Raw genomic sequence first — 12,977 nt, forward strand, 5'->3', positions numbered from 1 at the left:
CGGTACAGGAGAGCGGCGCTTAAGTCACATTTAGGTAACAGACATCACGACGTCGGCGCGTCGCCTTGGCGAATTCAGGGCACGGTTGGCAGACGGAGCGCGAACTCCGTCATCCCCGGCCGTGATGTGACCGTTACCCGGCCTCCGTGCGCTTCCACGATGGACTGGACGATGGAAAGGCCCAGCCCGCTGGTGCCCTCGGCAACGGCCGCGCCGGCCTGGTCGCCGCTGCCCTTGCGGGCCGCGTCTGCGCGGGCGAAGCGTGAAAAGACGTGGTCCACGAAGTCCGCCGGGATGCCCCCGCCGTCGTCCGTGACCGTTACGACAGCGGCGCCGTCCGGTGCCGTACTGACGCCGGCAACCACGGTGGTTCCGGCAGGGGTGTGTTTGCGGGCGTTGGACAGCAGGTTCATGAGCACCTGCCGCAGCTGCGCGCCGTCCCCGTGGATCAGCACCGGCTCCGCAGGAAGATCCAGCCGCCAGGTGTGGCTGGGGGCCATGACCTTTTCGTCGCTGACGCTTTCCACCACCAGCTGCGTCAGATCCACCTCGGCCAGCTTGAGCGGCTGGCCCTCATCCAGCCGCGCCAGGAGCAGCAGGTCCTCCACCAGTGCCGTCATCCGCTCGGACTGGCTCTGTACCCGGGCCAGCGATTTCTGACCGTCGGGTGTGAAGTCCTCGGTCATCCGCATCAGCTCGGTGTAACCACGGATGGCGGTCAGAGGGGTGCGGAGCTCGTGCGAGGCATCCGCCACGAACTGGCGCACCTTGGTTTCGCTCTTCTGCCGGGCTTCCAAGGCGCTGGCCACGTTGTCCAGCATGAGGTTCAGTGCATGCCCCACACTGCCCACTTCGGTGCCCGGGTTGGAGTTCGACGCCGGCACCCTGACGGCGAGCGCCACCTCACCGGCGTCAAGGGGCAGCTCAGACACCCGGGTGGCAACCTCGGAAAGTTGTTCCAGGGGTTTCATGGTGCGGCGGATCAGTACCGTCCCCACCAGGCCGATCAACAGCAAACCGCCCAACGATACGAACACGAAGGTCCACACCAGGGACCTGAGGGTACTTTCCTTGGTAGCCAGGGGGAGTCCCGTGACCAGGACATCGCCGGAGTTTGTTTGGACCGCGATCAGCCGATAGTCACCGCTGGACATTGAACGGTCCACCGGCTGGGAGTTGGCGTCGAGTGCAAGGAGCGTCTCCTTGTCCTCCGTGGACAAGGGTTGGCGGGTGGTGTCCGAGGCGAGGAAACCGCCGGAACTCACCTGGCCGTTGCGGATGCTCGCGTTCACTGTGCCGATTCTCTGGCCCCTGGCGTCCAGGGGGTCCCGTCCATTGAAGCCGCCAAACGGCGGGCGGCCGGGGTTGTCGGCAAGGTTTGCGGCCTGGCTGAGCTGGTCATCGAGCTGCCGGGTCAGGAAGGCGTCCATCGATGCGTAGCTCACGATGCCAACGGCGCCGCAGATGGCGATGAGCAGGGCCATGGCCAGGGCGATCAGCCGGGTACGCAGGTGCCAGGTTGCCGGCCTGAGCCAACTCCGGGCGTAGGGAGCTTCTGAAGTGGCCATGGCGAGCTACTCTGCCGGCTTGATGACGTAGCCGGCCCCGCGGACGGTGTGGATCATAGGCGGATGGACGGCGTCGATCTTCTTGCGGAGGTAGGAGATGTAGAGCTCCACAATGTTGGCCTGGCCGCCGAAGTCGTAGTCCCACACCCGGTCAAGGATCTGCGCCTTGCTGATGACGCGCTTGGGGTTCTCCATGAGGTAGCGGAGCAGCTCGAACTGGGTGGCCGTCAGCTGCACATCATCACCGGCGCGGGTGACTTCCCGGGTGTCGACGTTGAGCACCAGGTCGCCCACCACCAATTCGGCAGTGTCCATGGCTGCGACGCCTGAGCGCTGGACCAGCCGGTGCAGGCGGAGGATGACTTCCTCCATGCTGAACGGTTTGGTGACATAGTCGTCACCGCCGGCGGCCAGGCCGACGATACGGTCCTGGACTGCGTCCTTGGCGGTCAGGAAGAGGGCTGGCACCTCCGGCGCGAAGGCGCGGATCCTGCCCAGCAGCTCCACGCCGTCGAACCCCGGAAGCATCACGTCCAGCACCAGGACGTCGGGGCGGAAGTCCTTGGCCAGCTTCACCGCCTCGGGCCCGTCCGCTGCCACTGCCACGGACCACCCCGCCATCCGCAGGCCCATGCTCATCAGCTCGGAAAGGCTCGGTTCGTCGTCCACCACCAAGGCGCGGATAGGGGAGCCGTCCGGGTGGGAGAGCTTGGGGAGGTTGTTGGTCATGGAGTGCGAGGTGGCCATGGGACAACTCTCCGATCCTTCGATATAGGCTGGCTTTGGGCTTCCTGTGCCCCAGCTGTGAATCCCAGCCTAGCCAGCTGGGCGTCGCAGCGGGTGTGGCAGCGTCGGCGCCAAGGTCCGAATGTCACGGTCAGCACTGCCGTCCCGGGATTGGGCCGCTCCCGTTCAGCGGCCAGCCCGCCGGATGGGGGAGTACGACGGCGGACGCGGACCGGTGGCAGGAACAGCCGGCAGGGTGGGGCGCACCGCAGCCGTACCCGGCAGAGGGGGCGCCCGGGGCTTTGGACGGCCGGGCATTGGGCAGCCGGGCTTTGGATAACCGGGGCAGCGGCAGCACGGGTGGCACCTTGGGCATCTCGGAAGTCAGATCCGGGTTAACCGTCCGCGTTACCGCCCTCAAATCCTCGGACAGCTACACGGCCCAGACCATACTGCTTGCGACGGCGCCCGGTACGGCAGCAGCCGGGTGCGGGGAGCACCAGCAACTGAACGGCCGGCGCAATGTGAGACGCCGCCGCGGTGGCTTCGTTCGGGTAGTCGGGAGCCGAAAAGACCGCTAGCAGGCGGCAACGAATTGGACAGTGGAGACCCTCCGGTGGATGGATTCTATGTCAAGCGATTGAAATTCGGAGTGATTCGATAGATTGCACATTTATCGAAGATAGTTCAATCAAATGACCTACCGAAGGCTCATTCTCGGATAACGAACGTTATTATTTGACCTTCCCAGAATCGTGATCTGTCGCACATTTTGCCGCTTTGTCTCACGATGCGGACGATTCTGCCCATTGTTACTTGCAAGTTGCCATTGTTACGCTGCACACTTCCAATGTGAACAAGAACTCAACAGCACCTGCAGCCGCAGAATATTGGCCCAGCACATCAGCTGCTGCCGACATGCGCTGTTGTCGAATGCACGCCTGACCTTCCACACCCTTCGAAGTTCTTAGGCATTCGCCCCCAGCCCAGCGTCGGGCGCCCCTCCCCATTCGCAGTGCGGGGAAACCCAGCATTCGAGTGCCGCTCTGGCGGCCATTCACATTGAGGTAAGCATTCCATGTCAGTTGCATCCGGATACGTCCACATCTCCGTCCGTAACGCCGCCAAGGCCGGCCAGCCGTCTGGCCTTCGCCCCGGTTTCGGCCCCCGCCCCTCGCTTGCTCCGACGTCCGGAAACAGCTTCCCGGCTCAGGGCTACGCACCCCAGGGCTACAACCCCAACTCCTACGGCCAGCTCCGCGCCGTGCAGCCTACGGAGACCGCGGCGCCCCTCACCGCCCCCACCCCGGTGGTGGCCGGGCCCAACGCCGTCCGGCCGGTTGCCAACGAAAACGTGGCCCGCGGGTTCGTGCTGTACATGGGCATTGACGAGGAAACCGCTGCAGCTGCCGGCACCTCCATTGCCAAGCTTGCCCAGGAAATCCGCGCCTACGCCCAGTCCCTGGTGACCGGCGCCGAAAGCTACGCCGCCGTGGCGGTTGCCCCTGCCGGCACCCCCGGTTCCGCGCTCGACGTGGTCCGTTCCACCTTCGGCGACCCCACCGTCAACGCCCGGCAGCGCACCGAGGCACCCCGGCCCCAGCAGCCGCAGGAGCCCCGCCCCTCCGGCGTCCTGATCGACCTCGCCCGCCGCGAAGTCCACCTCGACGGCGAATCCCTCAACCTGACTTTCAAGGAGTTTGAACTCCTGAACTACCTGGTGGAAAACGGCACCCGCACGGTGGGCCGTGACGAACTGCTCGAAGGACTGTGGCGCAACGCCGAAGAGGTCCCCAACGAGCGCACCATCGACGTCCACATCCGCCGCCTCCGCTCCAAGCTCGGCCGGCTGGCCAACACCGTCCGCACGGTCCGCGGCCAGGGCTACCGGTTCTACGAGCACCCCGAGGTCGTCGTCTGGGCCGCTCCGGAATACTCGATCTAGTCCTTCACCGACGCACGAAAGCGGCATTTCGCCGTGCCTTCGACACCTCCTTCGTTCCGCCCCGCGGCCTCCCTCGCCTCGCAAGCTCGGCCAGGGAACCCTGGCCGCGTGGGCCCCGGCGATGCGGCACTACGCGAAACGCCGCTTTCGTGCGTTCGGGCCCGTGAGTGGGTGGCCTCCGCGGCTGGTGTTTTTGGGCGTTAGGCTTGGGCCATGAGTGAGCACCATCTTCGCCGGCTTGTGATCATGCGGCACTCCAAGGCGGACTGGCCCGGCGGGGTTGCCGACCATGAGCGGCCCCTGGAGGAGCGCGGCCACCGGGAGGCGCCGCTGGCTGGGAAGTGGCTGCTCAAGCACAACATCGTCCCTGACTTCATCCTGTGCTCGAGTGCCCTGCGTACCCGACAGACCTGCACCTGGGTGTGTTCGGAGCTGGGGGACAAGGCTCCTACGCCCAAGCTCGAGGACGGGCTGTATGCCGCTTCGGCCCTGCGCATGCTTGCCGTGGTCAACCACGTTCCGGACACGGTGACCACGTTGATGCTGATCTCGCACCTGCCGGGTGTCCAGGACCTGGCGATGCACCTGGCCTCCCGGGATTCCGACCATGACGCCTATATGGACGCCGCCACCCGGTATCCCACCAGCGCGCTGACGGTCCTGGAAACCGAAAAGTCGTGGGCCGAGCTGGACGGGCAGGACGCCCGCATCACCAGGTTCAAGGTTCCCCGGGCCCACTAGCAGCGATCTCGCGCAGCAGTTCTGACACATACCGGATGCCCGGGCTGGCCCTCATGGTCCTGCGGTGGACTATGCCCACCTGCCGCGCTTGGACCGGGTCCGTGACGGGCACGGCAACCACGTCTTCAGGCAACGCGGGACGGCCCAGCCGCGGAACCAGGGCCACCACTGCGGCCTGCTCCACGAGGGCGATGTGGGTGGCGAAGTCTGGGTCGTAGACTTTGATGCCGGGAACCCGGCCGAGGTCGGCGAAGATCCTTAGCAGGGCTTCGTTGCAGATGGCTCCTTGCGGGGTGCTGATCCACTTCTCATCCACCAGGTCCGCCGGCGTGACGCCGGAGCGCCCGGCCAGAGGATGGCTGCTGTGCACCAGGACGTCGGCGATGTCCTCGCACAGCCACTCCAAGGACAGATGCTCGGGAATCACCAGAGGCACGGAATTCCAGTTGTGCACCAGTCCCAGGTCTGCCTCGCCGTTTGCCACGCGTGCCACGGCCTCGCGTGGGTCTTCGGCCAGGACGCTGACGTCCAGGTCGCTTTCGGCCGTGGCCAGATTGCCCAGCAGGGGCCCCACCAGCCCGCGGCATGCTGTAGAAAATGCCACCACCCGCAGCTGCCCGCTGGGCTTGGCTGGATCTGCCAGCAGGGTGGACTGGAGTTCTTCGAGTTCGGCAAGGATGCGCCGCCCATAGGCTGCCAGCGCCACGCCACGTTCAGTGAGCAGCACGCCCCGTCCCCGGCGTTCCAGCACGGCAAAGCCGGCTTCCTTCTCCAGCTTCTTGACCTGCTGGGAGACGGCCGAAGGGCTGAAGCCCATGGCTTCGGAGGCTGCAATGACGGATCGATGCTGTTCAATCGCGGCCAGGGCCCGGAGTGACCCGATATCAATCATGAAGCAAAACTACACGATTGCCAGCAGAAATAAACGCTGGTGCTTCATTGGTGATTCTGCCACTCTGATGTGGTGAACCTCCGCAACTCCCTCCTTGCCGTCCTGGTAGCCATCCTGTGGGGCCTGAATTTCGTGGCCATCGACATCGGGCTGCACCCCGGGGAGGGGACGTCCCGCCGCTGCTGTTCGTGGCCATGCGCTTCGTCCTGGTGGTGATCCCGTGGATCTTCTTCATCCGCAAGCCGGATGTCAGCTGGAAGGCGATTATCGGCGTCGGCCTCTTCATGAGTGCCGGGCAATTCGGGCTCCTGTACCTGGCCATGGCGCTGGGAATGCCGGCAGGGCTCGCTTCCCTGGTGCTGCAGGCACAGGTGCTCCTGACCGTCCTGCTGGCCGCCCTCTTCCTTGGTGAACGGCCCGGACCCCGCCAGCTTGCCGGGGTGGTCCTGGGCGTGGCGGGGCTGGCCGTCGTTGCCGTGGGCCGCAGCGCCGTAGCACCCCTGCTGCCCTTCCTCATCGTCCTCGCGGCCGCACTCTCCTGGGCCGCCGGGAACGTCATTGCCCGGAAGGCGCGGGCGGCCTCGGGGCTGGGCCTGGTGGTGTGGTCCGGCGCTGTGGTGCCGCTGCCCCTGTTCTGCCTGTCACTGGTGGTGGATGGCCCCGGCGCGGTGCTGGGGACACTAGGGCACCTGCAAGCACCCACGCTGCTGAGCGCACTGTACACGGCCGTGTTCGCCTCGCTGGTGGGCTACGGAATCTGGAACCGGCTGCTGGCCAGCCACCCGTCGTCGGCCGTTGTTCCGTTCACCCTGCTGGTCCCGGTGGTGGGAATGGGCACGGCCTGGCTGGTCCTCGCGGAAATTCCCACACCAACGGAAATTGGGGGCGGGCTGCTGCTCCTTGCAGGCGTGGCGACGGCGGTGGTGACGTTCAGCCACCGGCCGCCTCAGCGGCCGGTGGCTGAGCCGTTGCCCGATTTCGGCGACGGGCGGCGGGCAGGCGTGGACGGCAACCTGGCCGGCGGCCGGGTCCCCGGGGCACGCTGAGCCGCCGAACGCTGCGATCCTGACCGCTGCACGCCCGAACCCTGCGATCCTGACCGCTGCACGCCCGAACGCTGCGCGGGGTTCGGTTCCGTTCCCCGTCCAACGGGCCGTCCGGCTGCCACCGGCCTGCGTCCGGCTGCCACCGGCCTGCGTCCCGCCGCCGCAGGCTTGCGCCCGGTGCCGGCACGACGGCGGGACGGCCACGCGGCGCCCAGGAAGAGGACCGCGAGGGTCCCCGCAGCGGCGGCCGCGGCCACCATGAAGTAGTTGTCCGGATCGTTCGTGGGCAACGGGGTGCCGATGAAGGATGACTCGCCGTCGAACGCCAGCTCCCAGGTGCTCAGGAATGCGAGCGAGCACGCGATAGTGATGCTGGTACCCGCACCCGTTGCCAGGAGGGCCAGGCGACGCCGCCGGACCAGCAGCTCCGCGACGGCGGCCACATAGGCCAGCGCCAGGACGCCAAGGAAGGCCAGGAACACCGGCTCCGCGAGCGTCAGTCCGGTCAGGACCAGCAGCCCGGCCGCGACGATGCCGCAAATGACCGCAAACTTTCCGCTGTTGCCCATGTGACGCATGTGCTCCATCATCCCCGAGCGTGCGCATCCTTCAGGACGTAGCCGCGCATGATGGCCATGATTGCTGCAACGCTTTGGTCACGGGTTCGTTCGGGGTTGTAGGTCTGCCGGTCCAGGCCCACCACGAAGCAGGCGCCGAAGATGGCCGTTTCAAGGCTCCCACGGGGTACGGACTCGTCCACCGGGTAGGCCTTCGCCACGTTGTCCACAGCCTGCCCCACCACCTCCAACAGCTCTCCGCGAAGCACCGCGAAGGTGCCCTGCCACTCGCTGGGGATACGCCAGTTCTCGCTCACCCACAGCCGGGCGAAGGACGGGTACTCGGCCATGAAATCCATGGCCTGCCCGATCATCGCCTCCATGGCCACTAGGGGATCCCCGGCCGAAACGGAGGGATCCCCGGCTGGGGCGACGGAACTCCCGGCTTCGGCACCGCCGGTCTTACCGCCCTTGCGCGGGCGTCCGGAACGGGGGCTTCCGGCGTCGGCGGCTCCCAGCAGCCTGGCCTTCAGGATGTCCACACCATGCCTCAGCAGCTGGGCGATCAGTTCGGACTTGCTGCCGAAGTTGTAGTAGACCGTACCTTTCGAAACCCCTGCGGCCGCGGCGATTTCGTCCACCGTCACGTTTGCGGCCCCGCGCTCGCCGATCAGTGCCATTGACGCGTCGAACAGCTTCTGCCGGGTGGCCGTGGTCCGGGCCGGCCGCCGCGCTTTCGCAACGTCCAACGGGTGGGTGCCCATTTCCGCCGTTTCCAGGACCGCACCTGCCGATGCCCCGTCTGCCAAGGCAGCGCCCGTATCCTCCGGGTCCTTGCTCATACGGCAATCTCCGGCTTGAGCGTCTTCAAAGTCCAGTACTTGTTCTTGCGCACTGCCAGCGTGGACATCACGGTACCCAGCAGCGTGTAGCCCAGGAGCCCGGCCACGGTGGGCAGGATCATGGACAGGTCCGCCCCGTAGATCAGGTGCCTCATTCCGGTCACCACGTACCCCATGGGAAGGATCTCGTGCACCAAATGCAGGGGCTGCGGCGTGGTTTGCCAGGGAAAGGTGCCTCCCGAGGACACGAGCTGGAGCACCAGCAGGATGAGCACCACCAGCTTGCCGGGGGAGCCCAGCAGCGCAACGATCCCCTGGATCAAGGCGCTGAACGCCATGGCCGCCGCCAGCATGAACAGCCACATCATCACCGGATGCGCGGGGTTCAGGCCCAGGGCGACGTTCACCACCAGGGTCAGCAGGGACGCCTGCACAACGGATACAGCCAGGAAGGGGAGCCAGCCGCCCAGTGCGATCTTCCAGGACGGGGCATTGGAGGCCAGCGCCCGCTGGGTGATGGGGCGCATGGCCTGCACCAGCATGAAAATGCCGATCCACAGGGCCAGCGTGAGGAAGAACGGGGCCAGCCCGGCGCCGTAGGAGTTGGCCTTGGCCTGCGAAACGTTGCTGACCGCAACCGGATCTGCCATGACCCTGGACAGGTTGTCCTTCTGGGCGTCGTCGGGGTTGGGAACCTGCCCCGCACCCTTGCCGATCTCGTCGGCCAGCGTGCGTGAACCGTCCGCGGCCGTGCCGGCACCCTCGGCCAGCTGGGCAGCACCGGAATCGAGCTTCTGGGCTCCCGCGGCCAGGCTGGAGGTACCGTCCAGCGCTGCCTGCTCGCCGGTGGCCAGGGTGGCGGCACCGGTATGGAGCTGGTCGGCGCCGCTGGAGGCCTGCCGGATGGCATCCTTCAGGGCGGGCGTGGCGGCGGCCAGCTGCGCGGCGCCCACGCTCACGGCCTCGGAGCCGTCGGCGAGCTGCTGGATCTGGGCCGCGTCCGACTGCAGCTTCGCCTTGGCGGCGGCCACCGGGCTGGACGTTGCCGCGGCATCGAAGTCGGCAAGGATGGCGTTGGCCTGCTCCTGCGTCAGGACACCCGAGGCCACCAGCCTGCTGTTCGACTCAAGTACCCGTGCCCGCAGCCCCTGGTCCGCCGCCCCCAGCTGTGTTGCCACATCCTGGACCTTGGTGTTGAGCTGGGCATTCCCGGCGGCCACCTGCGCCGCGCCGGACGCAAGCGTCTGCGAGTCGGTGGGGAGCGAACCGGTCTTGTCCTTCAATATGGACAGCCCGCTGCTTAGCTGTCCGGCGCCGTCGGTGAGCTGGTTGGCGCCGTCCCGGAGCTTCAGCTGCCCCGCCTGGAGCTGGGAGGCTCCGCTGCTCAGATCCGTGGTTCCCTGATGCAGCGTCACGGTGCCGTCGCGGAGGGTGGCGACGCCGTCCGCCAGCTGCCCCGCGCCGTCGGCCGCTTTCACCATTTGCGTGTGGATGGTTCCAAAGCCGGTGAGCAGCTGGTTGGCGGTTTCCTCACCCACCTCGGTGGCCACCGTGGTGTGAACCGCAGTGGTCAGCTTGTCCACAATCGTGCTGAGGAGGTAGTTGTTCGCATCGTTGGTGGTGACGTTGAGCATCGCCTGGCTCGCGGAGTCGAAGCTGCCCGGTGACGCCAGGTTGGCTGAGAAGTCCTTCGGGATCTTCAGGGCAAAGGCGTACTGGCCGCTGCTGACGCCCTCATCCGCTGCCGCGGAGCTTTCCACCGGGATCCAGTGGAAGACATTGCCCTCCACCAGGCTGTCCGCTACCTTCGCCCCGGCCTCTAGACGGGTACCGTCGCTGCTGCCGGCCCCCGTATCCTCCACCACCAGGGCGGCATCGAGGTTGTTCAGGTGGCCGTAGGGGTTCCAGTTGGCGTACAGGTAGACGGCCCCGTACAGGAGGGGGACCATGGTCAGCGCCAGGATGGTCAGCTTGGGCAACAGGCCGCCCGTCATGCGCTTGAGTTCGGAACGGGCCAGCCGGATGACTGTCACTTGGCAACCTCGGTTTCGAGTTCATCGGTCCGGACATGCTGCCCGGTGTGTGCAGGTGTGGCCGGGCCTTCGAGGCTGTGGGCGCCCGTGGTGAAGGCTTCCTTGTCCCTCGGATGGTCCGCCGGCGTTTCATTGTGGATGCCCGCTTCGTTGTGGGGGCCCGCTTCGTGGTGGGCAGTCTGCCCGCCATCAATCGGCTCGCCCGTTTCCGTCACGGGCGCATTTGCCGCAGCAGCGTTGCCCACAACGGCGGACGGGCCGTCCCACGACGGCGGGAGGGCGCGCACGGTGGCGATGACCGCGAGCGGCCTTCCGGCGTCGGACGCCAATTGCTGCAGGCGGGGCAGCCAGGCGGCGTTGTCCGCGCTGTGCCTGTCCGGAGAGTCCACCACGAGGAGGTCGGTATGCGGGTTGGCCAGCGCCAGGGCGGTTAGCAGCTCCAGCCGCCGGGCGGGGTCCAGCTGTTCGGTCCAGAGGCCCGCGATGTCCTCGAAGCGGTTCACCTTGAGCCAAGGGCCGCTGAGCAGCGCACCCCGGTAGCGGCGCGGCACCAGGGCAAGGTCCTCCGTCACGAGGTCGCGCACGCTCAGGTGTTCCTCCGGCTCGTTCACGCCGGGGGAGTCCACCAGGGCACTGGCCAGCCGCAGTTGCCGGGTGCGCTGCTGCCCGTCCCAGGTGACCGAGCCGCCGGTGGATTTCATCCGCCCGCTGAGGGCGAGGGCAAGGGCCGTGCGCTGGTCCTGGCGGTCACCGGCCACCAGCAGGAGCTGTCCCCGCTCCACGGCAAGCGTGGTGGGAGGGAGCAGGGGATCGCGGCGGCCTTTGACGGAAAGCTGGCGTGCTGAGAGCAAGGGGAGCCTTTCACAGAAAGTGTCTGCGTCAAGACTAACCAAACTGACCGGTCAGTTCAAATACTGGCCCCTATAGCCCGTACTTCTCCAGCAGGCGCAGCCACACCTCGCTAATGGTGGGATAGGCGGGGACCGCATGCCAGAGCCGGTGGAGCGGAACTTCACCCACGACGGCGATGGTCGCCGCGTGCAGGAGCTCGGCCACGTCCGGCCCGGCGAAAGTAGCGCCCAGGAGGACTTTCCGGTCTTCGTCGATGACCAGCTGCGCCCAGCCCTCGTAGTTCTCGGAGTGCAGTGAGGACCCCGCAACCTGGATGGGGAGCTCCACTGACGAGACGTTGTAGCCGTCCTTGCGGGCCCGCTGGAGACTGCGGCCCACCGTTGCGAGTTCCGGGTCGGTGAAGACCACACCGGGGACGGCGTGATCGTTGGCGGTCTGGGCGAAACGGCTCCAGTCCGCCGGACGTCCATCCAGTTCTCCCTGGGCGCGGGCCGCAATGGCGTCCCCGGTGGCGCGTGCCTCGTATTTGCCCTGGTGCGTATAGAGATTGCGGCCCGCGGCGTCGCCCACCGCATACAGCCAGTCCCCGTCACCCTGCGCGGCCTGGACCAGTCCGGTGTTGTCCGTTTCAAGGATCAAGCGCCCGTCCGCGCCCGCGCCGAAACCGACGCTTTCCAGGCCAAGTCCCTCAAGGGCGGGGTGCCGGCCCGTGGAGACCAGGACCTTGTCGGCCGTGATGCTGGAACCGTCGCCGAGCTCGATACTGAACGTCCCGTCGTCGTCCATGCCGATCCGCTGCGTGGCCGTGTGGAGGCGAAGGTCCACGCCGTCAGCCCGCAGGCCGGCGGCAACAAGCCCGGCGGCTTCTTCCGGGAAGCTTCCCAGCAGGCCGCTCCGCGCAACGAGCGTTACTGCCGAGCCCAGCCGGGCAAAGGCCTGGGCCAGTTCAGTTCCTGCCACGCCGCCGCCCAGCACTGCCAGCCGGGCCGGTACCTCGCTGGCCGAGGTGGCTTCCCGATTGCTCCAGACCTGAACGTCCGCCAGCCCGTCAATGGGCGGCTGGGTGGGCACCGATCCGGTGGCCAGGACCACGGCGTGCCGGGCGTTGAGGCGGTGGTCTGTTCCGTCCAGCCCTGCCACCTCAACAGTCCGGGGCCCGGTGAGGAAGGCGTGGCCGCGGATCAGGTCGATGCCGGAATCTTTGACCCAGTCCACCTGTGAGTCGTCCGTCCAGTTGGAGGTGAAGTAGTTCCTGCGGGAGAGGACGGCTTTGGCATCCAGGGTCCGGGTGACGGCCTCCTTGGCGCCGGGGGTCGTCTGCGCTCCGTGCAGTGCGGTGCCCGGCCGGAGCAGGGCCTTGGAGGGCATGCAGGCCCAGTATGAGCACTCACCGCCCACCAGTTCGGCCTCAACGAGTACGGCGGTGAGCCCGCCCTTGACCACGCGGTCCGCCACGTTTTCGCCGGCAGCTCCGGCACCGATTATTACCACGTCATACTCGCGCCCAGCAGGCTCAGGAATCATGGGGACAGCCTACGCCGGGGAGGCGGGGCAAGGGCTGGCGGGCGCGGGTGGCCTGAGAGCCTGGGGCTTAAAGCAAAAGGTCCGCACCGGCGAACCGGTGCGGACCTCATTTGTGCGCCCAAAGGGATTCGAACCCCTGACCTTCTGTTCCGTAGACAGACGCTCTATCCAGCTGAGCTATGGGCGCATCTCGTGTTCCTGGAGAAGAACCGCTCTCCTTGGAACTCGAATTACTTTACGCGAGTCTCGAC

The 12,977-nt window shown here is 66.9% G+C and carries 10 protein-coding genes, 1 tRNA gene and 1 pseudogene; 3 read left to right on the forward strand and 9 right to left on the reverse strand.

The features are described from left to right. Window positions 1–74: 74 nt before the first annotated feature. Window positions 75–1,568, reverse strand: coding sequence for a sensor histidine kinase (locus ACFV4R_RS07920; RefSeq protein ID WP_377201837.1), 1,494 nt, complete (start codon window positions 1,566–1,568; stop codon window positions 75–77). Between the two features lie 6 nt (window positions 1,569–1,574). After that, entirely contained in the window at window positions 1,575–2,315 is a 741-nt protein-coding gene (locus tag ACFV4R_RS07925; protein WP_056076624.1) for a response regulator transcription factor, read from the reverse strand. Window positions 2,316–3,372: 1,057 nt separating this feature from the next. Here ACFV4R_RS07925 and ACFV4R_RS07930 point away from each other — a divergent pair. Together ACFV4R_RS07930 and ACFV4R_RS07935 are read left to right on the forward strand one after the other, a co-directional pair. Continuing rightward, complete coding sequence (locus ACFV4R_RS07930) at window positions 3,373–4,239, forward strand: winged helix-turn-helix domain-containing protein (protein WP_377201838.1); 867 nt, start codon at window positions 3,373–3,375, stop codon at window positions 4,237–4,239. A 213-nt stretch (window positions 4,240–4,452) separates the two neighbouring features. Beyond that, on the forward strand, window positions 4,453–4,980 hold the full coding sequence (locus tag ACFV4R_RS07935; protein WP_015936026.1) for a histidine phosphatase family protein: 528 nt from the start codon (window positions 4,453–4,455) through the stop codon (window positions 4,978–4,980). On the opposite strand, the gene ACFV4R_RS07940 is transcribed toward ACFV4R_RS07935, so the two are convergent. Next, on the reverse strand, window positions 4,958–5,872 hold the full coding sequence (locus ACFV4R_RS07940) for a LysR family transcriptional regulator (RefSeq protein WP_377201839.1): 915 nt from the start codon (window positions 5,870–5,872) through the stop codon (window positions 4,958–4,960). The two genes, ACFV4R_RS07935 and ACFV4R_RS07940, sit on opposite strands and share 23 nt — an antisense overlap. Window positions 5,873–5,944: 72 nt before the next feature. On the opposite strand from ACFV4R_RS07940, the pseudogene ACFV4R_RS07945 reads away from it, so the two are divergent. Further along, window positions 5,945–6,918, forward strand: a pseudogene (locus ACFV4R_RS07945) (EamA family transporter). On the opposite strand, the gene ACFV4R_RS07950 reads toward ACFV4R_RS07945, so the two are convergent. The 6 genes from ACFV4R_RS07950 to ACFV4R_RS07975 all read right to left on the reverse strand — a co-directional run bounded on the left by ACFV4R_RS07950 (window position 6,819) and on the right by ACFV4R_RS07975 (window position 12,913). Continuing rightward, window positions 6,819–7,487 carry a hypothetical protein gene (locus ACFV4R_RS07950; protein ID WP_377201840.1) on the reverse strand — a complete coding sequence of 223 codons (669 nt, stop codon included), beginning with the start codon at window positions 7,485–7,487 and terminating at the stop codon, window positions 6,819–6,821. The pseudogene ACFV4R_RS07945 and the gene ACFV4R_RS07950 sit on opposite strands and share 100 nt — an antisense overlap. Window positions 7,488–7,504: 17 nt before the next feature. Further along, the gene (locus tag ACFV4R_RS07955) at window positions 7,505–8,239 is read right to left on the reverse strand and encodes a TetR/AcrR family transcriptional regulator (RefSeq protein ID WP_377201880.1); all 735 of its coding nucleotides are present in this window, start codon (window positions 8,237–8,239) and stop codon (window positions 7,505–7,507) included. A gap of 74 nt (window positions 8,240–8,313) precedes the next feature. Beyond that, on the reverse strand, window positions 8,314–10,350 hold the full coding sequence (locus ACFV4R_RS07960; RefSeq protein WP_377201841.1) for a YhgE/Pip family protein: 2,037 nt from the start codon (window positions 10,348–10,350) through the stop codon (window positions 8,314–8,316). Then, a complete protein-coding gene (locus ACFV4R_RS07965) occupies window positions 10,347–11,201 on the reverse strand; it encodes an ABC transporter ATP-binding protein (protein ID WP_377201842.1) in 855 nt (284 codons plus the stop codon). The genes ACFV4R_RS07960 and ACFV4R_RS07965 overlap by 4 nt, the downstream gene beginning before the upstream one ends. A gap of 70 nt (window positions 11,202–11,271) precedes the next feature. Beyond that, the gene (locus tag ACFV4R_RS07970) at window positions 11,272–12,726 is read right to left on the reverse strand and encodes a dihydrolipoyl dehydrogenase family protein (RefSeq protein WP_377201843.1); all 1,455 of its coding nucleotides are present in this window, start codon (window positions 12,724–12,726) and stop codon (window positions 11,272–11,274) included. Window positions 12,727–12,839: 113 nt separating this feature from the next. Further along, window positions 12,840–12,913, reverse strand: a tRNA-Arg gene (locus ACFV4R_RS07975). Window positions 12,914–12,977 lie beyond the last annotated feature (64 nt).

It is taken from the genome of Pseudarthrobacter sp. NPDC059871, assembly GCF_042731175.1.
GTDB lineage: Bacteria > Actinomycetota > Actinomycetes > Actinomycetales > Micrococcaceae > Arthrobacter.

Coding starts and splice junctions, on each gene's coding strand:
- ACFV4R_RS07935 (WP_015936026.1), top strand. CDS start 4,453: ATGAGTGAGCACCATCTTCGCCGGCTTGTGATCATGCGGCACTCCAAG.
- ACFV4R_RS07920 (WP_377201837.1), bottom strand. CDS start 1,568: ATGGCCACTTCAGAAGCTCCCTACGCCCGGAGTTGGCTCAGGCCGGCA.
- ACFV4R_RS07950 (WP_377201840.1), bottom strand. CDS start 7,487: ATGGGCAACAGCGGAAAGTTTGCGGTCATTTGCGGCATCGTCGCGGCC.
- ACFV4R_RS07925 (WP_056076624.1), bottom strand. CDS start 2,315: ATGGCCACCTCGCACTCCATGACCAACAACCTCCCCAAGCTCTCCCAC.
- ACFV4R_RS07955 (WP_377201880.1), bottom strand. CDS start 8,239: ATGGGCACCCACCCGTTGGACGTTGCGAAAGCGCGGCGGCCGGCCCGG.
- ACFV4R_RS07930 (WP_377201838.1), top strand. CDS start 3,373: ATGTCAGTTGCATCCGGATACGTCCACATCTCCGTCCGTAACGCCGCC.
- ACFV4R_RS07970 (WP_377201843.1), bottom strand. CDS start 12,726: ATGATTCCTGAGCCTGCTGGGCGCGAGTATGACGTGGTAATAATCGGT.
- ACFV4R_RS07940 (WP_377201839.1), bottom strand. CDS start 5,872: ATGATTGATATCGGGTCACTCCGGGCCCTGGCCGCGATTGAACAGCAT.